Source organism: Bacillus sp. UMB0893 (assembly GCF_002858905.1).
Lineage (GTDB): Bacteria > Bacillota > Bacilli > Bacillales > Bacillaceae > Bacillus_P.
The window spans coordinates 367,054-388,352 of sequence record NZ_PKLB01000002.1; the positions used below are offsets into that span (position 1 = coordinate 367,054).

Annotated in this window: 22 protein-coding genes; 2 read left to right on the forward strand and 20 right to left on the reverse strand. The window is 38.0% G+C overall.

All coding sequences use genetic code 11. The features are described from left to right. Positions 1 to 358: 358 nt before the first annotated feature. The 9 genes from CYJ36_RS07450 to CYJ36_RS07490 all read right to left on the reverse strand — a co-directional run bounded on the left by CYJ36_RS07450 (position 359) and on the right by CYJ36_RS07490 (position 6,274). Positions 359 to 625, reverse strand: a complete 267-nt coding sequence (locus tag CYJ36_RS07450) for a hypothetical protein (protein ID WP_101566350.1) — start codon at positions 623 to 625, stop codon at positions 359 to 361. Between the two features lie 195 nt (positions 626 to 820). After that, complete coding sequence (locus tag CYJ36_RS07455) at positions 821 to 1,480, reverse strand: prolyl oligopeptidase family serine peptidase (protein WP_180850132.1); 660 nt, start codon at positions 1,478 to 1,480, stop codon at positions 821 to 823. 117 nt (positions 1,481 to 1,597) lie between these two features. Next, on the reverse strand, positions 1,598 to 2,419 hold the full coding sequence (gene yidC, locus CYJ36_RS07460; protein ID WP_101566355.1) for a membrane protein insertase YidC: 822 nt from the start codon (positions 2,417 to 2,419) through the stop codon (positions 1,598 to 1,600). Continuing rightward, the gene (locus CYJ36_RS07465; RefSeq protein WP_142382687.1) at positions 2,353 to 2,727 is read right to left on the reverse strand and encodes a hypothetical protein; all 375 of its coding nucleotides are present in this window, start codon (positions 2,725 to 2,727) and stop codon (positions 2,353 to 2,355) included. Before CYJ36_RS07465 ends, yidC begins: the two co-directional genes overlap by 67 nt. Before the next feature lie 256 nt (positions 2,728 to 2,983). Next, positions 2,984 to 3,448, reverse strand: coding sequence for a DinB family protein (locus CYJ36_RS07470; RefSeq protein WP_101566359.1), 465 nt, complete (start codon positions 3,446 to 3,448; stop codon positions 2,984 to 2,986). Positions 3,449 to 3,460: 12 nt separating this feature from the next. Next, on the reverse strand, positions 3,461 to 4,162 hold the full coding sequence (locus tag CYJ36_RS07475) for a helix-turn-helix domain-containing protein (protein ID WP_180850134.1): 702 nt from the start codon (positions 4,160 to 4,162) through the stop codon (positions 3,461 to 3,463). Between the two features lie 199 nt (positions 4,163 to 4,361). Continuing rightward, entirely contained in the window at positions 4,362 to 4,664 is a 303-nt protein-coding gene (locus CYJ36_RS07480; RefSeq protein ID WP_101566364.1) for an antibiotic biosynthesis monooxygenase family protein, read from the reverse strand. A 13-nt stretch (positions 4,665 to 4,677) separates the two neighbouring features. Further along, entirely contained in the window at positions 4,678 to 5,451 is a 774-nt protein-coding gene (locus CYJ36_RS07485) for an SDR family NAD(P)-dependent oxidoreductase (protein ID WP_101566366.1), read from the reverse strand. A 238-nt stretch (positions 5,452 to 5,689) separates the two neighbouring features. Further along, positions 5,690 to 6,274, reverse strand: a complete 585-nt coding sequence (locus tag CYJ36_RS07490; protein ID WP_101566368.1) for a YtxH domain-containing protein — start codon at positions 6,272 to 6,274, stop codon at positions 5,690 to 5,692. A 186-nt stretch (positions 6,275 to 6,460) separates the two neighbouring features. Between CYJ36_RS07490 and pepF the strand changes: the two genes are divergently transcribed. Further along, on the forward strand, positions 6,461 to 8,275 hold the full coding sequence (gene pepF, locus CYJ36_RS07495) for an oligoendopeptidase F (protein ID WP_101566370.1): 1,815 nt from the start codon (positions 6,461 to 6,463) through the stop codon (positions 8,273 to 8,275). A 238-nt stretch (positions 8,276 to 8,513) separates the two neighbouring features. Here pepF and recQ read toward each other — a convergent pair whose 3' ends face one another. The 6 genes from recQ to CYJ36_RS07525 all read right to left on the reverse strand — a co-directional run bounded on the left by recQ (position 8,514) and on the right by CYJ36_RS07525 (position 13,626). Next, on the reverse strand, positions 8,514 to 10,634 hold the full coding sequence (gene recQ, locus CYJ36_RS07500; protein WP_101566372.1) for a DNA helicase RecQ: 2,121 nt from the start codon (positions 10,632 to 10,634) through the stop codon (positions 8,514 to 8,516). A gap of 125 nt (positions 10,635 to 10,759) precedes the next feature. Continuing rightward, entirely contained in the window at positions 10,760 to 10,957 is a 198-nt protein-coding gene (locus tag CYJ36_RS07505) for a cold-inducible protein YdjO-related protein (RefSeq protein WP_101566375.1), read from the reverse strand. Between the two features lie 277 nt (positions 10,958 to 11,234). Continuing rightward, complete coding sequence (locus CYJ36_RS07510; RefSeq protein ID WP_101566376.1) at positions 11,235 to 11,444, reverse strand: cold-inducible protein YdjO-related protein; 210 nt, start codon at positions 11,442 to 11,444, stop codon at positions 11,235 to 11,237. 17 nt (positions 11,445 to 11,461) lie between these two features. Beyond that, a complete protein-coding gene (locus CYJ36_RS07515; RefSeq protein WP_142382689.1) occupies positions 11,462 to 11,641 on the reverse strand; it encodes a hypothetical protein in 180 nt (59 codons plus the stop codon). Positions 11,642 to 11,848: 207 nt separating this feature from the next. Beyond that, a complete protein-coding gene (locus CYJ36_RS07520) occupies positions 11,849 to 12,961 on the reverse strand; it encodes an ATP-binding protein (RefSeq protein ID WP_101566380.1) in 1,113 nt (370 codons plus the stop codon). 5 nt (positions 12,962 to 12,966) lie between these two features. Further along, the gene (locus CYJ36_RS07525) at positions 12,967 to 13,626 is read right to left on the reverse strand and encodes a cobalamin B12-binding domain-containing protein (protein ID WP_101566382.1); all 660 of its coding nucleotides are present in this window, start codon (positions 13,624 to 13,626) and stop codon (positions 12,967 to 12,969) included. A 229-nt stretch (positions 13,627 to 13,855) separates the two neighbouring features. On the opposite strand from CYJ36_RS07525, the gene CYJ36_RS07530 reads away from it, so the two are divergent. Beyond that, positions 13,856 to 15,028 carry an alanyl-tRNA editing protein gene (locus CYJ36_RS07530; protein ID WP_180850136.1) on the forward strand — a complete coding sequence of 391 codons (1,173 nt, stop codon included), beginning with the start codon at positions 13,856 to 13,858 and terminating at the stop codon, positions 15,026 to 15,028. Between the two features lie 96 nt (positions 15,029 to 15,124). Here CYJ36_RS07530 and CYJ36_RS07535 read toward each other — a convergent pair whose 3' ends face one another. From CYJ36_RS07535 to CYJ36_RS07555, 5 genes are all read right to left on the reverse strand, one after another. Continuing rightward, positions 15,125 to 16,447 carry an FAD-dependent oxidoreductase gene (locus CYJ36_RS07535; protein ID WP_101566386.1) on the reverse strand — a complete coding sequence of 441 codons (1,323 nt, stop codon included), beginning with the start codon at positions 16,445 to 16,447 and terminating at the stop codon, positions 15,125 to 15,127. A gap of 135 nt (positions 16,448 to 16,582) precedes the next feature. Next, complete coding sequence (locus CYJ36_RS07540; RefSeq protein WP_101566388.1) at positions 16,583 to 17,428, reverse strand: GNAT family N-acetyltransferase; 846 nt, start codon at positions 17,426 to 17,428, stop codon at positions 16,583 to 16,585. Positions 17,429 to 17,564: 136 nt separating this feature from the next. Continuing rightward, positions 17,565 to 18,998 carry a phospholipase D family protein gene (locus CYJ36_RS07545; protein WP_180850153.1) on the reverse strand — a complete coding sequence of 478 codons (1,434 nt, stop codon included), beginning with the start codon at positions 18,996 to 18,998 and terminating at the stop codon, positions 17,565 to 17,567. Between the two features lie 119 nt (positions 18,999 to 19,117). Then, on the reverse strand, positions 19,118 to 19,741 hold the full coding sequence (locus CYJ36_RS07550) for a YesL family protein (RefSeq protein ID WP_101566390.1): 624 nt from the start codon (positions 19,739 to 19,741) through the stop codon (positions 19,118 to 19,120). A gap of 335 nt (positions 19,742 to 20,076) precedes the next feature. Next, a complete protein-coding gene (locus tag CYJ36_RS07555; protein ID WP_180850138.1) occupies positions 20,077 to 21,285 on the reverse strand; it encodes a glycoside hydrolase family 88 protein in 1,209 nt (402 codons plus the stop codon). Between the last annotated feature and the right edge of the window lie 14 nt (positions 21,286 to 21,299).

Here is a 21,299-nt window from a genome sequence, read left to right on the forward strand (position 1 = left end):
CTCTGCATACATATTTTATATGAGTGACGTCTTTCAATTTTAGTATAAAAGAACTCGTTTCTAACAAAAACGATGGAGTTTTACTACGAAACACTAATCATTTGTGATTACAACATTGAAACAAAAAAAGAATATTGGCTAAAAATTAGGATTCATTCATACCATCGAGGTCCCCAATACGAGTATTTCCTAAAAAACGGGATTTTATTTATGCTCTATGAGGACTCATTATCGGCTCTTTGCTGAAAAAAGGGATTCATTCATTCCCATTGAGGTCCCAAATACGAGTATTTCATGAAAATTGGGATTCATTCATGCTCTATGAGGACCCATTATCGGCTCTTTTGAAAGAGCTTTTTTATTCATCAAAATCTTCCGGTTCATTAAAAACGGTAATCACTTTATTTGCACTATTTATTTTACAATCTAAATTCCATATCGTCTTTTTAAAACATACAACATCCGCATTTTCAAGGTAAAACTTTAATAACACATCATCTTCTCCATCAATAATTGCATATTTATCCTTGCTTCTAAAAAGCTCATGATCTTTATGCATGACAACTGTCCAGCCGTATTCCAGTGAAAACTCCTTAAAGTCTTTCGTGAACTTTTTTAAATTCATAAAGTTTTACCTCCAATCTAATTTTTTTAGAAAAAAAGCTTGTGTATATATTTATTAAATGGTATATTACTAGAGCGATGAGCTGATTTGTGTAAGCCGAGAGACACGCGGTTATCTGCACACATGAATGTGGTCATGTGGTCTTTCGCCTCAAACGCAAGGAGACGACTGTTTTTACAGCGTCTCCTTTTTATTTTATTTTTTTTGCTGCAGAAGCCATGTAAAAAAGGCTGGGTTATGATACGTTTCTGTCCAAGAATCGTGACCTGCTTCAGGATATGAAGTAAACCTTACATTTCCTCCGCATGCTTCAAGAGCATGGACCATGTCTAAACTCTCTTGAATTGGAATAATATCATCCTTCTCACCATGAAATATCCATGTGGGGATTTCTTTTAGCAGTTCTGCTTTTTCAGGACAACCCCCTCCGCATATCGGTGCCAATGCAGCAAATACATCAGGCATCCGCGAAGCCAGTTCAAATGCCCCATAACCTCCCATGCTCATCCCTGTTAAATAAATGCGCTTTTTATCTACACGATGCTTCTCCACAATTTCTTCAAGCAAGGCAGCAACTCCATCTAATTCCATAATCCAATTTGCTTTCCTTGTTGTCGAGATTGGGCATTGAGGAGCGAGCAAAATAAACGGATATTCTCCCTTGTCAACGACTTCAGGAACACCTATTCTTTTAACAAGCCCGGGATCTGTTCCTCTTTCCCCTGCCCCATGAAGAAATAAAACAAGCGGTACATTTTCTGCTGTGTTTTCATAATTGGCAGGAAATTTTATTAGGTATGAAAGCTTGACATCTATAGTCTTCGTCACAGTTTTATTAAAAGTTTGTGCTTCCATCATGATAACTCCTTTATATGTATTCACCTTTGTTACCTTAATACATTCTGTTTTGAAAGCGCTAAATCCTTTATTGAGCAGGAAAAAAGGCCAATTCGCTTAGAATTGGCCTTATCATTAAGATTTTGCAACAGTTAATGGAGCTGCATCTGTCTGAAACAGTTTTTTCGTAAGCAGCGTTTGGAGAATTACGAATATACCTCCGATTGTCCAGTAAAGCGGCAGGGCAGCAGGTGCTGTCAATGAGAATACACCGATCATGATTGGTGACAGATAGCTGAACATCGCCATTTGCTTTCTTTGTGCCTCGTCCAGTCCGATAATTGAAACTCTTGACTGCAAATAATAGATTCCTGCAGCAAGCAGCGTCAGAGTTAAATCAGGATTTCCCAGGTTGAACCACAAAAACGAATGTTCCGCAATTTCAGGTGTTCTTTGAATCGCATAATAAAAACCTGTCAAAAACGGAAGCTGGATAAGCAATGGCAAGCACCCGCCCAGTGTTGCCAGCGGATTAATATTATGCTTTTGGTAAATCTTCATCGTCTCCTGCTGTAGCTTAGACTTTGTTTCAGCATCTTTCGCTTTTTTCATTTTCTCCTGAAGCGCTTTTAGTTCAGGCTGTGCTTTTTCCATCTTGCTTTTCATTTGCATCTGATCCTTTGATTGCTTCATAGCAAACGGCAAAAGGACGAGGCGGATCATCAGTGTGACAAGAATGATTGAAAAGCCGTAGCTTCCCTGAAACCAATTGGCAAACGTTTTTAGCAATACCGAGAACGGATACACAAAATAATGATTAAAAAAACCAGGCGTCTGATCTGTAATATCTTGAATGTTTCCATTTGACTGCTGACAGCCGGCAAGTAAAATCAGCAGTGAGATACCGAGCAGTGCAAGTAATGTTTTCCGTGAAATGAATGCAGCTTTCTTTTCCATTTAAATCCTCCTTGGTGTTTTCCATTTTGAGCTAGCTTTCCAAGAAGGATATTAGATGGTACATCATCACCTGAGTCATAACGCCTCATTTGCATCGTAATCCACAAAGATATTGCATTCGTTTCATTTTGCATCCGCTGAGAGGAAAATTGATTTTCCTGCTCTTTTTCCATAACAGGCTTTAATGAAGGATGCTTCTTTAATGACTGATTCAGCAAGTAGCCGAAAGCAAACATCGCTGCTACGGTAAAGAATATGCTTAACAGCGATAAATATGGGGTCAAATCATGTGTAAATTCTAAGATCATCTGCTGCATTCACCTCCTTTTCATACCATCAGTATATACTTATACTTATGAAAAAGAAAGAGGATGACAATACCAATGCCATGGGTTATTTTTTATATTGCCAGTCCCTTTTAAAGTGTTCTATTTCAGTTAATTCGAATAATTCGTTGCCATTTCAGATTAATTCGCGCGCTTTCCAATTTAATTCAACAAAAATGTAAAAAAGGGGCAATCAAAAAAAGCCTGCTGACATTATAAAATCAGCGGGCTTTTTCAATTAGATTTTCTTAACGTACATCGGTAAATCTGTATGACCGAGCATACGGGCATAAACAAATAAATTTCCTTTATGATTCACTTCATGCTCAATCCCCATTTTGATAAGGGCTGATCCTGGAACCTTAAATCCAAATACGTCTGTCAAATCAATCACTTGAGTTAAGTCTTCTTCAGTCAAGGATTCTAGTATTTGCACTGTTTTTTCTGTATAGCTTTCAGCTAATTTTAATAGATTTGTTTCCGAAATCTCTTCTTTCTCCAAAAGCGGCTTTGCATTTCCCTCTTTGACGACTGCTGTGAATTTGTACATTGAAGTAAGCATGTGTGTCACAAGTTTTTTTGTCGGCATTGAAGTTTCAGAGGGCTTAAATTCTGGATCATCGTGCTGGATTTTTGAAATTAATTCTAACGTGATCGAACGATGAGATAAAAAATGATTAATCAATTTTGAATTCATGGTAATGCCTCCATTTAATTATTTTGCAAATCCCATGATTTGCTTCAGCATTGAAAGGCCATATTTACGCTCTGCTCTGTCATCTCTAACTTTTTGATGCTGTTGAACAAACGCAATGAACTTTTGTTCGCGGGCTGCAATATGCTTTTTAGCAAGCTCCCGTTCATACTTGAGTTCTTCTTGATACATGTCTCTTTCACTGCTTGAGGTTTCATGGATTACATCTAGCTTATCATGAAGAGCTGAAAATTGTCCTTTAGCAGCATTCAGCTGTACTTTTGAATGTGAGGCAAGCTCTTGTTTCACCGTTTGCTTCATCTGTTCAATAAGAGTGAGTTCAAGCTGATCCATTTTCAGTTCTAAAATGGAAATATCCTGTTTCCCTTTTTCTTCAATTAAATTAAAGATTTCTTCAAGAGCAGCCTTTATATTTTTCTTTGCAGACATTTCAATGTCTGGATCAGCTTTAACTGCAGCGGCCTCTGATTTGCCATTATTCATATTCAGCATTTGCGTAATCGTGGCCTGGTCAAGCTGGCTATCCTTTAAGTGCTTAATCTTCCGCAGCATTTCAATATTTTCAGCTGTATATACGCGAGCATTTTTGTGATCTCTCTCAATTTCTAAAAAAGCAGCGAATTCAAGCTCCCACATTTTTAAAATATAAGTTGATTCCCCTAATAATGAAGCAACCTTTGAAATATTTATTGTTTTTGCCATATTAAAACCCCGCCTTTTCTGAATTTTAGTTTTTATATCATTCGAGACGGGCATAAACAATTTCCTGCAAGTCGACAAAGGTTCTAAAATAAAGTCATCATCCATTTAAATCACATGTTTTTCGGCATTTTCTGCTTATTCAATAAGCCATATTTCCCTTAATTGCAATCAAAAAAACAAGTGAAATACAGTTTCTTTGTTATGATGAGGAATACTCTTTTTCAATTTTACATATTTCCACCTTGAACGAATCGTACCAATTTTCTTTTCCTGCTTTTTGAGCCTTCAAATGTTCAGAGTGTTCTTTCCAATTTTTGATTGCATCCAATGAATCCCAATAAGAAATGGTGATTCCAAACCCGCCAGAATTTCTTAAACTTTCAACCCGAAGAAATCCCGGCTGCTTTTTTGCAGCTTCAACCATTGACTCAGACATTCTCTCATAGCCCGCAGAATCCTTTTCGTTACGTTGTGAAGTAAAAATAACAGCGTATGTATCCAAGATTCATTCCCCCTTAAAAACCGTGTATTGTCATACCGCCGTCTACAAATAACGTTTGCCCGGTAATATAGCTGGCTGCATCTGATGCCAAAAATACGGCTGGTCCTACCAGCTCTGGCAGCTGTCCAATTCTTTTTAACGGTGTAACGGCTAAAATTTCCGCAACGTACTTTTTATCATTAAGAATTTTTTCTGTAAGTGGTGTTTCAAAATACCATGGCCCAATGGAATTCACGCCAATATTATGCTGACCCCATTCAAAAGCAAGCACCTTTGTCATTTGGATCATCGCCGCTTTTGTAGACGCATACACTACTCCAGTACGTAAAGCCGTATGTCCCGCTACAGAAGAAATATTAATGATACGTCCTCCATTTCCTTGCTGCTGCATCATCTCTCCTGCTTTCTGTGACATAAAAAAAGCAGATTTCAAGTTCGTATTCATGATTTTTTCCCATTCTTCCTCTGTTACATCAAATGCCGGTGTTCTAATATTCATTCCTGCATTATTTACTAAAATGTCGATTGAGAGATTGTGTTCCTTCATTTCATTAAATGCGTGCTGAATACTAGTTTTATCTGTTACATCTGTAACAATCGGATATGCATTTTTTCCAATAGCTTTAATTTCATTTGCGACCTGAAAAAGGTCCTCTTTCGTCCTTGAAAGCAATACAACGTCTGCTCCTGCTTCTGCATAGCCAATGGCCAGTGCTCTTCCAATTCCTCGTCCTGCTCCTGTAATAACTGCGAGTTTGCTGTCAAGCTTAAAAGATGGTAAATACATTCTGGTCCCCTACTTTCTGTTAAATATCTCTTATATTATCATATTGTTCTAATTTTTAAGTTTTATAAAATTTGATTCATATATCAAGCCGTATTAATTCACATCTATTCCTAGAAATATTGTTCTAATTTTTCAGTATTATAAAATTTGAGATTCATATATCAAAGCCGTATTAATTCACATCTATTCCTAGAAAATTGCATAAAAAAAGAGCAGACATAAGCCCGCTCTCGCTTAATTAAAATTTTCCTACATTGCTTCCCGGAATGGATGTTGAATTTGAAGGTGTTTCTGGTGCAACAGATTTTGATGTCCCAGAGCTTCCAGTCAGTTCACTGCCCGCTTCCTTCACTTTAGATCCGATAGATGCAAGATCTTGTTGTGCCCCCTTCGCTGTCGCTAATGTTTCATTGGAAATTTCAACGGCGTCATTAACATTATCCTTTACGTCTTTGTTCAATCGATCATACAGGTTTTTTGCTTCATTTATTGCATCTTTTAAAGAATCAGCAGCGCTTTTAAATTGAGATACCATTTGATTCTTTACTTCACCTGGATTTTCTTTCACTTGTGCAAACATATCAACTGATGAATCTTTCAGGTTTACAGCTGAGTCTTTCACTTGATTTCTCGTTTTTCTGTCAAATAATGTGACCAATCCGCCGATTACTGCTCCTGCGAGAATACCTTTTACTAGTTTGCTGTTGTTTTTATCCTGCACTGCCTTAACTGAGCTAGTCTCTTTGTTAGAGATTCGAGTGACAGCTCCGGTTCCAGTTTCTGTACCAAGCGTATTATTTTGATTTGTATTATAAATAGTCATGATCTTACCTCCTGTTTATTTAATTTCATATCCTATACATACCCGCATTGAATTAGAATTGAAACCTATTAATCTTGATAAAGATATATTTTCCGATAATTTTGAATAATCTTTTTACACACCATTAGAATCATGTATAATTATTTAGGAACACGAAACACCATTTTTAGTATGGAGGAATGTCAAGTGGAAAAAACAATTGAGAAACGATTAAAACGCAGTGAAGTCCCTGAAAAATTAACATGGAATTTAGAGGATTTATTTGAAACACATGAAGATTGGGAATCTGAATTAAGATCCATTGAAAAAACCGCAGTCCAAATACGTCAATATAAGGGCACTCTAAGAGATGGAGCAGATTCTCTTTTAAAATGCCTTGAAGCAGAGGAGAACCTTTCAAAAAAAATGGCGAAAGCAGCAGCATATATTAGCCTGCAGCAATCTGCTGATGGTACGAATGCTGACCATCAAGGGAATTACTCGACTTTTGCTTCAATCTATTCAAAAGCAAACGCAGATTTATCATTTATTGAATCTGAAATTACAGCACTTCCAAACGGCACGATTGAAGCATACATAAAGCAGCAAAGCGGTTTAGAGCCGTTTCGAACTAAACTTGATGAATTGCTTGAATCAAAGCCCCATCAGCTGTCAGATGAAACAGAAGAGGTCCTTGCAGCACTAGGAGAAATTCACAGTTCCCCTTACAGAATTTATCAAACAAGCAAATCAGCTGACTTGGATTTTGCAGCAATTGCAGATGAAAATGGAAACGAGCTGCCAAACTCATTTGCTTTATATGAAGACCGCTATGAGTTTACACCAAATACACTAGTAAGGAGAAAAGCATACGATTCGTTTGTAGAAACTCTGAAAAAATACAAAAACACCTTTGCTGCTGCCTATGCTACTGAAGTAAAAAAACAAGTAACACTTTCACGAATAAGAAAATATGATTCAGTCACAGACATGCTGCTTAAGCCTCAGCATGTGACAAATGAAATGTATCATAATCAGCTTGATATTATTCAAAAGGAACTCTCTCCTCATATGCGCAGGTTTGCTGCTTTGAAAAAAAGAGTGCTGCAGCTTGATGAACTGCGCTTTTGTGATTTAAAGGCTCCGCTTGACACAGAATTTAACCCAAAAACGACATTCGCCGAAGCAAGTGCGGTCATTTTAGAAGCACTTGAAGTAATGGGACCTGAATATACGCAAATTATGAAAAAAGCATTAGCTGACCGCTGGGTGGATCAAGCTGACAATATCGGCAAATCAACAGGTGCTTTCTGTTCAAGCCCATACGGTGTTCATCCATATATACTGATTACTTGGCAGGATACGATGCGAGGTGCGTTTGTCCTGGCACATGAGCTTGGGCATGCAGGTCACTTTTATTTGGCAAATAAAAATCAGCGCATTATGAATACAAGACCGTCAACTTATTTTGTTGAAGCTCCTTCAACTTTAAACGAAATGCTTCTAGGTAAGCATTTATTGAAAAAGACCCAAGATAAACGGATGAGACGCTGGGTCATTCTGCAGCTGCTGGGAACGTATTATCATAACTTTGTCACCCACTTGCTCGAGGGAGAGTTTCAGCGCCGTGTTTATGAATCAGCTGAAAAAGGCAAGCCGATTACTGCAAAAATGCTATGTGAAGAAAAAGGAGCTGTGCTTTCTTCGTTTTGGGGAGATACTGTGACATTAGATGAAGGTGCAGCCTTAACCTGGATGAGACAGCCGCATTATTATATGGGACTTTATCCTTACACCTATTCAGCAGGTCTGACCGCTTCAACTTTAGTTTCACAAATGATTGAAGAAGAAGGAAAACCTGCTGTTCTGCGCTGGATACAAGTTTTAAAAGCTGGCGGAACGATGAAACCGATTGACTTGCTGAAGCATGCAGGTGTTGACATGTCTAGTCCAGATGCGATTCGAAAAGCTGTCGCATATGTTGGAACGCTTGTTGACGAATTAGAAAATAGTTTTGATTAAAGGAAACTTGAATTAATAGGGGCAGTTCCTTACTATGAACTGTATTTAAAGAAAAAAACAGCTGGAACTTCCAGCTGTTTTTATTTAAGAAATAAGAAAGTATAAATTTTTGCAGATTGATGGCGAGCGGAATCGCCCAGCTCCTCGGCCAGATCAAATCCGGCAAAAAGTCAAACCTGGACTTTTCTGCCGGATTCTTTTCTGTCATGCCTGCGTTAAACGGGCGCTTGCGCTTTTCTTAATGAACAAGCTCTCTTTTTACAATAGCTGCTTTTATCATAAAATAACTCACTTCATCCGGAAGAATTTCTTTTAGAGGCTTCAGCAAACCATATCCGTGGCTGCGGATGGCCTCTTCAATTTGAGCTTCATATTGCTCTGGTATCCAAGATTCAAAATCAACAATCATTCCTTCTTTTGCACAGCGAAGAAGATGATTTTCAATCGTAATTACTGATAAACCTCTTTTCGCCGCTATTTCTTCCGTACTCAGTCCTTCATTGAATAATTGATAGGAGTCCAAATGGGAAGATTCTTTCCGTTCTTTTTTCCCAGATGTGCGGGCATGCGATGTTCTCTCCAAGTTAGGATTCTTTTCTGCGAAAGCACCGATCTTTTCAATAAATGCTTCACCGTATTTTTTCAGTTTTGACTCCCCTACTCCTTGGACAGAAAGAAATTCTTCAATCGTACTTGGCATTTTCGCACTCATGTCCTTTAATGATTTATCAGAAAAAATGACAAATGGCGGAACGTTTTCTTCTTTTGCCAGCTGTTTTCTCAGTTCCTTCAGCTGCTCGAATAGCTCGTCATTCGCCTGGACCTCCACAATTTTCATTTTCTCTTTTCGATGAACCGTTTCATTGCCTTTTAGGACGTTCAGCCCTTTCTCTTCTACTGCGAGAACAGGAAATTGTCCGCCTGTTATGCCGATATATTGCTCAGATGTCAGATAATCAATAAACTCACTGACTTCTTTTGCTGTTCGGTGTTTTAATATGCCATACGTTGAGAGTTCATTAAATTTAAAGTCTATGACTTTTTTATTGGATGACCCCGTTAATACCTGACTGATCATTGTTTTTCCGAATCTCTGTCCCATACGGATCATGCACGATAAAACCATTTGAGCATCCTTCGTTACATCTTCATGTGTGCGTTCGTCCTGACAATTGCTGCATTTTCCGCAAGTCTCGGCTTTGGAATCTCCAAAATAATTCAATATAAAAGTCTGCAAACAGCCTTCAGTGTGGCAATAATCCCTCATTTGATGGAGCTTAGTTAATTCAGCATGCTGCCTTTCTTTCTGAAAAGTGGATTGTTCAATTAAATAGCGCTGAATTTGAATATCCTGAGGCGAGTATAAAAGAATACATTCACTATCCAATCCATCTCTTCCTGCTCTCCCCGCCTCTTGATAGTAGCTTTCCATATTTTTTGGCAGCTGATAGTGAATTACATATCTGACATTTGATTTGTCGATGCCCATTCCAAATGCATTTGTTGCTACCATGACTTGAATATCATCTTTTAGAAACAAGTCCTGCTGTAATCCCCGTTCATGATCTTTCATTCCGCCATGGTATTTGCCAGCAAGAAATCCTTTTTTCGTTAAGCGTTCAAATAGGAGCTCTGCTTCTTTTCTTGTTGCAGCATAAATAATACCTGACTCAGTCTTATTCTTTTCTATGTATCGTTCGATGAAATCGTATCGATTTTCTCCCTTGCTGACTTTAAAAGATAAGTTGGTTCGTTCAAATCCAGTTACTGTTGTATATTCCTCCTGAATACCGAGTGATTCACAAATGTCTTCTCTTACTACAGGAGTTGCAGTCGCTGTCAATGCCAAAAAGACAGGTTTTGATTTCAGCTGATTCTTTAATTGTTTGATTCTTAAATAGCTTGGACGAAAATCATGTCCCCATTGTGAAATACAGTGAGCTTCGTCAACTGCAACCATTGAAACATTCATTTTTTGCAGCTGCTCTAAAAAAAACGCAGACTCCAATCGTTCTGGTGCAACATACAATATACGATAATTACCTGCTTCTAAATCAGCCAGCCTTGCACTGGCTTCAGTTTGAGAGATTGTGCTATTAAGGAAGGTTGCAGGGATACCAGCCTGATCCAGTGAATCCACTTGATCTTTCATGAGTGAGATGAGAGGTGAGATGACGAGGGTAATACCGGGAAATAAGAGTGCCGGGATTTGATAGCAGATTGACTTGCCTCCTCCTGTCGGCATGATGCCCGCAGAATGATGACCGTTTAAAACATGGCTGATAATTTCTTCTTGACCTGGACGAAATGATGAATATCCAAAATAATGCTGCAAATGCTCTTTCGCTTTTTCTAACAAAGGAATACCCCTCCTTACAAATGACTGTAACCCCATTTTACATTTGAAAGCTGTAAATGGCTATACATAACGAGAAAATCAAATTTTCTCCAAATAAAAAAAACTCTAAAATAGAGTTTTTTATGTTAGTATTTTTTGTGATTATTTATTACTTCAAGCACCTTTGTGCTTGCTTTCATTTCACTTTTACAAAGAGGACATACTGGGGTTTCGCTTTCACTGCTCTTAAAATTATCGCGAACCCACCCTTTACAGTTTTCAGAAACGCAAATCCAAACTTTCGTTTCCTCTGTTACGATATCTTCTGGTTTTTTTCTATACATTCATGACTCTCCTCTCGCATTTTAATTCTAGTATCATGTAAAGCCGTTAGAAAAATCATAAACGTTAACTGGAAAAAAAAATTCACCAATTATAAAAAGTACCATATTAATTGATGACTCTTTATAAAAAGTGAATTTTAATGCAATAATACTTAATTATTTTATATGAAATGACTGTATTTGTCAATGTTGCTTATGGAGGTGCCTGCATGGATACATATACATATAAGCAGAGTAGACATAATAGGGCTGCCAGTAAAATTTGGCAGCCCCAGGTTTATTTACTAAAAGGATTGTAATCCATCTTTATTTGCGGAAGCTCACGTACTTCTTCCGACATTTGGCTTCCGCACATCGGACAGGACATATCTGCCGTTGAAAAATCTTTTCTCATCCATCCATTACAAGCTTCTGATTCACAAGCGTATACTGTTGTGTCTTCAATAATTGTAACGGGTTCTTCAGCACCCTTTTTCGCAAAGTACATGAGCATAACTCCTTTTTTTATTTAGTATACGCTTTAAATTTATTTTTATTTATATCTTTTTTTAAGAAACGAAAAAGTCCATACCCTAAAAGTAAAACAATGGCAGACCAGTCGCCGCCGAATGTCAGATTAATTTGATTTGTCACATGAACACGGCTTTTAGGCAATGCAGTCTTATATTGGATAGATTCTTCCATAAGCAAGCAATCTCCTCCCTGATTCAAATAGATTACACTTCTTTTCTTTCTGTCTTATGTTCCAATGGTTTTTCGATTTCTACCCTATACCGATTTATTGATTATTTTTGTATTCACCAGCTTCAAAATAAGTCAAATTATAAAAGTTTTTGTCTAACTTTTAAGCACACAAAAAAACCAGGTTGAATGATTCAATCTGGTTTTTTGCTATAGCATGGATGGAAGCGTAATTTCAAAAGCAGAACCTCGTCCTTCTTCGCTTTCAACATGAATCTTTCCATTATTCGACTTTATGATTTCATTACAAACAGCAAGACCAATTCCAGTGCCTTGTTCTTTTGTAGTGAAAAATGGATTGAATAGAGATTCTTTAACAGCTGCACTCATTCCTTTTCCATTATCAGAAATCCTGATCGTAACATGATCATTATCTAAAGTGCCTGTAATTGAAATCATTCCATGATCCTTTTGATCACTGTCCTTTATGGCTTCCATGGCATTCTTGACCATATTTAACAAAACCTGCTTCAATTGCTTCACATCAACGTAAATCATTGTCTCTGGTGTGTTTATTGAATAGGAAAGATCACAGTTCAATAAAATTGCTTCGCTTTTACACATCGATACGATGTCATTTATTAGTTTACTAAGCAGGATAGGTTGTTTTTCCTGCATTTTTTCTGTTGATGCATTTAAAAACTCATATATAACATCGTTTGCACGATTTAATTCTTCTAGTGCAGCATCAGCATAATGACCTTTTCCTATATCGATAAGGTGCGGTTTGATAAGCTGAAGAAATCCTTTTACGCCAGTAAGCGGGCTGCTGATTTCATGTGCAATGCTTGCTGCAATTTGTCCTGCAGTTGCCAGGCTTTCATGATTGATCGCAATTTCTTTCATTTGCTGCAGGGATTTTTCAAGCTGTTCCTGTTTTTTTAAAAAATTGAGGTTCGCATACTGCAAATCACCCTCTAGTGTTTTTACAGCCTGATAGATTTGATCAACAGATTCTTCTTTATCAATGCAGAAGATATGAATATAGTTTTTTCCTTCGTATTGAATATAAACATCAAACAACGTCATTGGGTTTAATTTAGTTTTTAAATTCAGCTCAATTTTTGTAATGGATGGCGTGTCCAATATAAATTTAGCTGCTTTTTTCTTGCTTCCAATTCCTACTATATCAAGGAAATTTGCTTCCTCATCAAATAGATTAAATGTGCACTTAGAAACAGATACAATTTTCAGCTTCCGATCAACTAAAAAATAAGGAAACGGTACTTTATCATATTTACTTGCGATTAATTGCATTTCCATGGCGATCAGTCCCCTGAGTTAGATTTTTCAATCCACCTATCGAGCTGGTCAATGTTTTGAATCACCACGGTGTTCGGCGGACAGTAATAATAGAGATCAAAATCAGCTGTCAGTTTTCCTCCAAGCATAATCGTAGGAGAATAATTTAATTTTTGGAGCTCTTCTATGTAGCAAATCACAGTTGGAATATTGTAAATGACACTGGCAGAAAAAGCAATGACATCCGGCTTCCACTTCTCAGTATATTGATGGATATTCTCCATTGATACTTGTGGTTCAATACAGCTGGCATCCCAGCCATACTCTTTAAATAAGTATGAAGTCATCATCATACCAATTGTATGCTTTTCATTTCTCATAGAAAGCAGCATGACTCGCGGCTTCGTTGTATAATGTATTGGAACCATTTCGTTGTGTGCTTGATCTACTTTTAAATAAAAATAATTTGATATCATTGATTTGCAAACAGCTGCTGCAACATATTCATCTGCCATTGTTGCAAGGTTCATTTCCCATAATTCTCCGATCGTGTCCATTGTATCTGACAAAAGTCCATACACTTCTGCACTGGTTGTATCAGCTTCGATCATACTGTTTAAATAATTCCATGAAAGACTATGCTGACCATCGATAAATAATTGACTCAACTCTTTAACGGGATTCATGCAAATCACCTACCGATCAGATTTCTTCTTCATCTTTGAAAAAGTCTGTCAAGAAATAATATTCGGCAAATTTCAATATACCTTAAGCGTAACATATAACTAGACATCTAGATACAAATATTCGTTCGTATTCCTAATTTTTTCAATACAAGTAATCTAATCCGTCTTCCTTAATTATATATGGTGAGTTTGATATAATGAAGATGGAATACGCGGAAAGGACACGATGATGACTGAAAAATTATATTACACAGCACCTAAACGATTTGAATGGAAAACAGCAGTAACTGAAAAGGTTGAGCGTGACGGGAAAAAGCTTGTGAAATTAAAAGAAACAGCGTTTTATCCTGAGGGCGGCGGACAGCCTTCTGATGAAGGAACGATAAATGATTTGGAAATTAGAGGTTTACTTGAGGAAAACGAAGATGTATACCATATCGTTTCAGTGTTTCCGACTACCAATGAAGTAACATGCAAACTGAATAGCAGCAGGAGAATTGATCACATGCAGCATCATTCCGGACAGCATTTGTTATCTGCAGTTTGCATGGAACTCTTTGATTTTCATACAGAAAGTTTTCATTTAGGGTCAGATACGGTCACAATCGATTTAAGTACAACACAAATATCTGCAGAGCAAATGAAACAAATTGAAGAAAAAGCCAATCAATATATCTTTGAAAATAGAAACATACATACCTTCTTTGCTCAGCAGCATGAACTGGCAGACCTGCCATTACGGAAGCTGCCAGATGTAACAGAAAACATCCGTATTGTTCAAATAGCAGGCATCGATACTTCTGCATGCTGCGGCACACATGTTGAACGCACAGGAGAAATCGGAATCCTGAAGCTAATGAAAACCGAAAAACAAAAAGGCAGGATCCGCCTGCATTTTAAATGCGGTTTCCGTGCACTTGCTGATTATCAAACCAGCCTGGATACCGTACAGATTACGAGCCAATTCTTCCAAACTTCAAAAACAGATATTCCTTCTAGATTGCAGGCACTTGATCAGGAAACAAAACTTTTACAGAAAGAAAATGAACAGCTGAAAGCAGATAATGCTGCTTTTATAGCTGAGAAAATTGGAAACGAACAGCAAGCACAATTCGTTCATAACCTATTTGAAAAGAAATCGTTAAAAGAACTTCAAATGATTGCAGCCCGCTTACTCGAATCAGGAAGATCTTATGTTCTTCTCGCTTCACTCGATGAAAGATGCGTCTTTCTTTCACAAAAAGGGACACTCCATTGCGGCACATTATTTAAAGAGTACCTTTCTTTCTTTAAAGGCAAAGGCGGGGGAAATGAAAAGCAGGCACAGGCCAAATTTGATGATTCTGCAGAAACGGAACGCTTTTTTCTCCATATGATTGAAAAAATAGACCAGCTTTTATAAGCTGGTCTATTTCATTTATTATTTGAAGTCTTTAATGTCTTTTTGCAGAATGCATTAAGCTTCTCGCTTTGAACAAACGGAAATACTCTGTTAAAATCATGATCCATACCTCCCTTTGGATTCCCACGGATAATCATTTTCGTACGTATACATATATCTAGTATGCAGGAGTTCAATATTTTGCATAGTTCGGGGAGGAAGCATACCAATCTGAACGAGACGATCAAAAAAGGATTCTTTCCAAATGCCAAGACCAGATATATTGAGCATTTGTTTTGTATGAAGTTTTTCATCTTCTGTCATTTGCTGAAGACTTCTATTTCTCAGAGAGCCAAAGTACCGAAATGGTTTTGAGTAGGCAAGAGCTGCTAAGTGACTTAAATTTAAGATGAACTCTACTCTAGATTTGCGGACATTTTCATACCATTTTAAATTCCTGGCATCATGTTCTTTATACTTATACATCCAGCAAAGCAATTCCCCAAGCACATCACCGTCCTGAATGGCAAGATTGATCCCCTCCCCTGCCATAGGATGTACATTATGTGCAGAATCACCGATAATCGCCATATTACCTTTCACGTATGTGTCAGCATGAAAATGAACAGGAATCATCAGCTGAATCTTCTTCCAGTCTGTCAATTTCGTCACAAATCCATCTAGTTCAGGACATAAATCGATATACTTTTTGTGTATATGCTCGATTCCGCGTTCTTTTAGCGATTGATATTCTCCAGATTGAATTAAATAAACGGTTTTTACCTCTTGATTTGGCAGTGGGAAAAGACCGAAAAAGACATGAGGCGTTGAAATGATTTTTCCCTCAGTAAGCTCTGGCGGCCTTTCAAACGTCACCGTTAGAAAGTGATGATCATATTCATGTTCAATTAATTTGATATCCATGGCGTTTCTCACCCTTGATCTTCTGCCCTCAGCTCCAATGTAATAATCGGCTTTTATGATAGTCTCTTCATTATTCATAAATACAACAGCACATCCGTCTTTAAATCCATTGAATCTGGCAGGCTGGATGTAATGAAAGTTTGAATGCTCCTGCGCTTTTTTGAGCAGAACGGCCTTCAGTTTTTCATGAGGAATCATCAAGGCAAAATTGTATTTACTTTCAATAATGTTATACCTCATTGTGGCTGCGCCCAATTTGATGAAACTGCCTTTTTTTCTTTTCATTTCTTGCATTTCTATTTCATTTATTTGATGACCAGCCTCTATAATGGGCTTTTCAATCCCAATTTGAGAAAAGATTTCCAGGCTTTTCGGCTGCAGTAACTCCCCTTTATATGGTAGTGCAGAACCTTTCGTCTGTTCGACAACACATACATCCACTCCGCATTTGGCAAGCTTCAAAGCAGCTGTTAAACCGCCTACTCCGCCTCCGATAACTAAAACCTGTGTGTTCATTCTCTCACCGCCTTTGTCCTTTTATTTCCACCTTTGTAATAGAATGAAACCGTTCAACTTGTGTTTATTAAGTATGTTCACAGAAATAGAGCCTAAAAAACACTTTCATTCTAATCTGAAAGTGTTTTTTAAAATCTATGAAAATGAAATCATAACAGAATCTTGAATTGGGCTGTAGCCTATTTTTTGATAGATGCTGTTCGACGTCGGATTTGCAAGGTCAGTGTACAGTGTGCAAAATGCATAGTCTTCTAAAAGGTGCCTGCTTAGTTCTGCCACACAGCTGCTTGCAAAACCCTTTCCTCTTAATTCGTCCGGCGTATAGACAAGAGATACACAAACTCCATTTTTAGTAGATCTTGATTTTTTCGCCATCGATACAGGAATATCATCTGCCATCCATAAAAAGACCGACTTTTCCTTAATAAACTGCTTCATTCTTCCGGCAGCATTCTCTATACTGATCGGAGGCTCGTTCGTGTAATTCATGAAATCAACCATCCATTCTGTCAGGAGCGGATGGTGCGATAAATCAGCGAGCATAAATTTACCTCTGCTCTGCTGAATGGCGGAAACTTCTTTCAAGATGTAAATTTTTTGTTCCATTGCTATGGCAGCCCTCCGTGAAGTTTCATCTGCCCATACCCTTGCAAATACTTCTGTCCATTTGCGCTCACCAACAACTCCGGGAAAATGCATACCATTCTGGACAAGTGACCGAACTGTCTCAATCATCATTCTTTCACTCATTACATCTTCATTAATCGAAAGAATCAAATTATGAGGTGGTGTCATAAGCAATGTCATCGCAATTTGTTCATCTGCTTCAACAATTGCCGTATAAACATTTGCAGCAGGAACTGTTCGATGAAAAGTTCCGATCAATCCAAGAGTCAGATTATTCTCAGCTTCCTTTTGCAATAGGAATGGTTCAACTTTTTCGCAATATAATCTTCTGTCTGTATATTCTACTAATTTCATCCTTTTCACCTCTACTATATAATTGGATTTTCAACTTTAAAAATCCTTTTTAGAGGATGAAAATAACTCAAATTTATCAATAGAAAAAAGCTGGCAGCAGGTATCCAGCTCACAGGCGCGATCGGCAGCCTTCCTTTCAATAAGTAGTAAATCTGAAAAGCTTCTGAACCGCATAAATGGAACGTTTGAAAAATGGCATATCATCCCTGTATTCCTCAAAATCAAGAGTAAAGTCTGCATCTTTATTCGTCCATAAACGGTTAAAATAGCTTTCTACATCCTTCATCACTTTTTCATTAGCAGGAGCAGCAATTTTTATGTCATTTTCGAGGTTTAAATCATCAAGATTTCGCTGTGTAAAGTTGGCAGAACCGCTTATGATTGTCGATTTTTCTTTTCCTTTTATGAAGATTATTTTCGGATGATATTGTTCTTTGGTTGTGTTGTACCATCGAATTTCGATTTTGTTTTTGCTGTCTTCCAAAAGTTCTTCTGCAACCGGACGATTCGGCAGGCCAATTTTTTCCTGTCCGAATGCATTTTGGTTAGGATCTAAAATCATTTTAATTTCTACTCCCCTGTTGGATGCAGAAATAAGAGATTCGATGACTTTTCTCTCTGCAAGGTAAAACATCCCCAACCAAATGGTATCATCTTTTTCAGATGCGTTTATGGCTTCTAAGAGATGTTTATGAATTTTACCTTCTGTTAATAGTTGAACCTCAATATTTCCTTTTTCATTATCCGTTTTTTTATATTCAGGAAGCTTTGGCCCTCCGGAATAATCTGATATGGCCTGCTCTGATTTGAGCACATCACCAATAATATTGCCGCTTACCTGAAAAGCGGTATTTGAATGGTAGCCGCTCGCATCGTGAGGATTGGCAGATGAGACGATCGTGGTTTTCTCAGTAGCAATAGCTTTACGATGATTCGCTTTTACATTAAACAATTTAAAATAGGATCTTACATTAATATCTGGAGCCGTTTCTCCAAAAGGATTTGAAAGCCAGCCAGGGCCTGATTGGCCGAACCATTGAATAAATGTTCGCCATACACTGGAATAGAGCGGATTCGAATCCCGCAGTGCATTCAAGTCTGACATAATAACATTAATGCCTGCCTCCTTAAATGCATCTAACTCCTTAGAAGGATGAGATCCATACGATGTATTTATTTCATCTGTGATAAAAACAATATCCATTTCAGGATTTTCTTTCTTCTTCTTAAGAAGCTTCTTCGTTAATTTTTCACTGATTTTCGGATATGTTTCCCCTTTATCGTAGTAGCCATTGAATAAGAACAGGTCGATCACGATAAAATCCTCAGCATCATCAATCGCTTTAAAAATCGCATCAAATATCATTTGATCTGCTTTTACTCTGCGGTCTTTTTTATAGGTCAAGTCATATAAAAAAGTGACTTCTTCTACTTTATGAACATCGCCTTCATAGGAAATATTGTTCGGAAGAGGTTTGTAGCTTTGGTAAATTACGGTGCTGATTAAAATAATAAGAATAAGAACAAGAAGCAGAACCCGCTTCTTTTTCAGCTTATGAACGTGCAGCATTGCCAATAAAACTCCTCCTAAATTTAGATCATAGCAATCATTATATGCCCTAATTTAGTCGGATAAAAACCTATTGCAAAAAAATAGCCGCTTCGGTCCATTGATGAACAAAGCAGCAGTTATAAGCCAGGCGCTTTTTCCTTTCTCATAAATGCAAGATTTGCAATCCACATTAAAGCGAATACGAGATAACTGAAGCTGAAAAAAGGAAGAAGTCCAGGTATTTTCTGCATGAACAAGATGAAACAATAAATCGTAAATCCCATCGAGATCACATGCAAGGGATGTGAAAGTGCCATCATCGCTGCAATCTTTACAGATTGAAGAACTGAGAGCTCATATTGCGCATAAACAGGTGCAAGAAAAAATAATGTCATGATGAATATAAGACAGAGGATTAGAGCAAGAAAAAACAGGACGATTGATAAAGTGCCGGTTAGTGATTGAAATTGCCGCAAATAAAAATAGAGAATGAATCCAGCTGCTGCTGTCATCCAACCAATAGCGTTAGTTTTTAAAAAGTCACGGCGAAACATCTCCTTGAATGTTTTAAAGAGGGAAAGATCTGTATTCCCCCTAATCCACTTCCTTGTTATCGCAAACATGGTGAATGTTGCCGGAAAAAAACCGAATCCGATCAGACCGGCTACCGAAAAAACAGCCCATAAAAATTGCAAATATACAAATCGCGCAATCCACTCCATGAATAAATAGATTCCGCTTAGCAAGCCTCTTTCTGCCATTGTTAAACCTCCTTTTAAGGGACCGACCTCTGATATAAAGTTGCTTCTTATATGATTCTCTGAAAAAAGGCTGACTCAAACGATTTAAATAGTTATGAGTCAGCTTTTTACGAGTTAAGGAAGTATTTTATTTTGCGAATAGATCCCTAGCTCATCACCCAACTGCTAGTCAGAATTTCTCTTCCATGCCTGAGCTGACCAAGGCGCTTGCGCTTTTCTAATGCGATCAAAATTCAGATAACTTCTAGCCATCTATGTCCAGCTCCAGCGCCTAACTCCTCGGTCAGAGCCTTTTCTGCCTTTCGGAGCTGACCAAGGCGCTTGCGCTTTTCTAATCACCAGTACATTTTCCAATCCTTCAATATTCTTGTCAGTGCTTCCATATAGTAGTAATCACCCCAGATACAGCTTTCGTCTACTCCAAGATTACCGCCCTTGTAGTACACAGCATGCTTCAAAATGCCATTTGCATGAGGCTCTTCTTTTGTTGTGTAATATGAAGCCAGTGAATGAATCATGTGCAAAGCGCTAGTTTCATAGTACGGTTTCAGATCATCTGCAAGCGGAAGATTTTTGCTTAATTGAAGCAAGCCGCAAGCTGCAATGGCAGCTGCTGAACTGTCTCTCTCCTCTGGACCTTCTGTAAATATGAGATCCCAGTAGCAGACGGAATCTTCGGGAAGCCGATTCAGAAAATAATTGGCCAGTTTTTTCGTAACCTCTATAAAACTTGAATCTCCTGTGTAATGATAGCTTAAAGGGAAACCGTAAATTCCCCATGCTTGCCCTCTCGCCCAGCAAGAGTCATCTGAAAACCCTTGATGAGTGTTTCCGTATAGCGGTTTCCCAGTCACTGGATCCATATAGAACGTATGAAACGTTGAGGCATCAGGCCTTACAATATAATGGGCAGACTGTTTTGCGTGACTGTATGCAGCCTCGCGATAGGCTTTATCTCCAGTTATTTCGCTTGCCCAGTACAAGAGAGGGAGATTCATCGTACAGTCAATAATCATCCTGCCTTGCTGTTTTGGATCGCTTAAATCTCCCCATGCCTGGATGATGCCTGCTTTTTCGTAATAGCGGGTCATCAAGAGCTGTGCGGCTTTTAATGCAGCTTCTTTCCCTTTTTCATCTCCAGTTACTTTGTAAGCACTGACAGATGAAAGGGTATAGAGGAATCCGACATCATGATGGGCGACCTCAATTTGCTTACGAATTCTCTGATCAAAACTATCAACATGTTCTTCAGCAACTCTCCTGTACTTTTCATCTCCTGTGTATTCATAGGCTAGCCAAAGCATTCCTGTCCAGAAGCTTGTCGTCCATTCCACATTATCAATCGCTTGATAAACCAGGTTATTGCTGCTCGGACTTGGAAACTTATAAGTGAAAGCATGAAGATTCTGATCGATTTTCTCGAGAATATAAGCCATTGCATCTTCGTAAAATTCACGATTTACCTGAGGATGGACAGAGAACCTCTCTTTTTGAAGAAGACCTTCGTCCGCAACCTTGCTGATTTCTGACTGCTGCTTGATCATGTTTTGCTCTCAGT

Bases quoted from the DNA above. Each gene is read 5' to 3' on its own strand.
- CYJ36_RS07450 (WP_101566350.1), bottom strand. From the start codon at position 625: ATGAATTTAAAAAAGTTCACGAAAGACTTTAAGGAGTTTTCACTGGAA.
- CYJ36_RS07455 (WP_180850132.1), bottom strand. From the start codon at position 1,480: ATGGAAGCACAAACTTTTAATAAAACTGTGACGAAGACTATAGATGTC.
- yidC (WP_101566355.1), bottom strand. From the start codon at position 2,419: ATGGAAAAGAAAGCTGCATTCATTTCACGGAAAACATTACTTGCACTG.
- CYJ36_RS07465 (WP_142382687.1), bottom strand. From the start codon at position 2,727: ATGATCTTAGAATTTACACATGATTTGACCCCATATTTATCGCTGTTA.
- CYJ36_RS07475 (WP_180850134.1), bottom strand. From the start codon at position 4,162: ATGGCAAAAACAATAAATATTTCAAAGGTTGCTTCATTATTAGGGGAA.
- CYJ36_RS07485 (WP_101566366.1), bottom strand. From the start codon at position 5,451: ATGTATTTACCATCTTTTAAGCTTGACAGCAAACTCGCAGTTATTACA.
- CYJ36_RS07490 (WP_101566368.1), bottom strand. From the start codon at position 6,274: ATGACTATTTATAATACAAATCAAAATAATACGCTTGGTACAGAAACT.
- CYJ36_RS07505 (WP_101566375.1), bottom strand. From the start codon at position 10,957: ATGTATAGAAAAAAACCAGAAGATATCGTAACAGAGGAAACGAAAGTT.
- CYJ36_RS07510 (WP_101566376.1), bottom strand. From the start codon at position 11,444: ATGTACTTTGCGAAAAAGGGTGCTGAAGAACCCGTTACAATTATTGAA.
- CYJ36_RS07515 (WP_142382689.1), bottom strand. From the start codon at position 11,641: ATGGAAGAATCTATCCAATATAAGACTGCATTGCCTAAAAGCCGTGTT.
- CYJ36_RS07520 (WP_101566380.1), bottom strand. From the start codon at position 12,961: ATGGAAATGCAATTAATCGCAAGTAAATATGATAAAGTACCGTTTCCT.
- CYJ36_RS07525 (WP_101566382.1), bottom strand. From the start codon at position 13,626: ATGAATCCCGTTAAAGAGTTGAGTCAATTATTTATCGATGGTCAGCAT.
- CYJ36_RS07530 (WP_180850136.1), top strand. From the start codon at position 13,856: ATGACTGAAAAATTATATTACACAGCACCTAAACGATTTGAATGGAAA.
- CYJ36_RS07535 (WP_101566386.1), bottom strand. From the start codon at position 16,447: ATGAACACACAGGTTTTAGTTATCGGAGGCGGAGTAGGCGGTTTAACA.
- CYJ36_RS07540 (WP_101566388.1), bottom strand. From the start codon at position 17,428: ATGAAATTAGTAGAATATACAGACAGAAGATTATATTGCGAAAAAGTT.
- CYJ36_RS07545 (WP_180850153.1), bottom strand. From the start codon at position 18,998: ATGCTGCACGTTCATAAGCTGAAAAAGAAGCGGGTTCTGCTTCTTGTT.
- CYJ36_RS07550 (WP_101566390.1), bottom strand. From the start codon at position 19,741: ATGGCAGAAAGAGGCTTGCTAAGCGGAATCTATTTATTCATGGAGTGG.
- CYJ36_RS07555 (WP_180850138.1), bottom strand. From the start codon at position 21,285: ATGATCAAGCAGCAGTCAGAAATCAGCAAGGTTGCGGACGAAGGTCTT.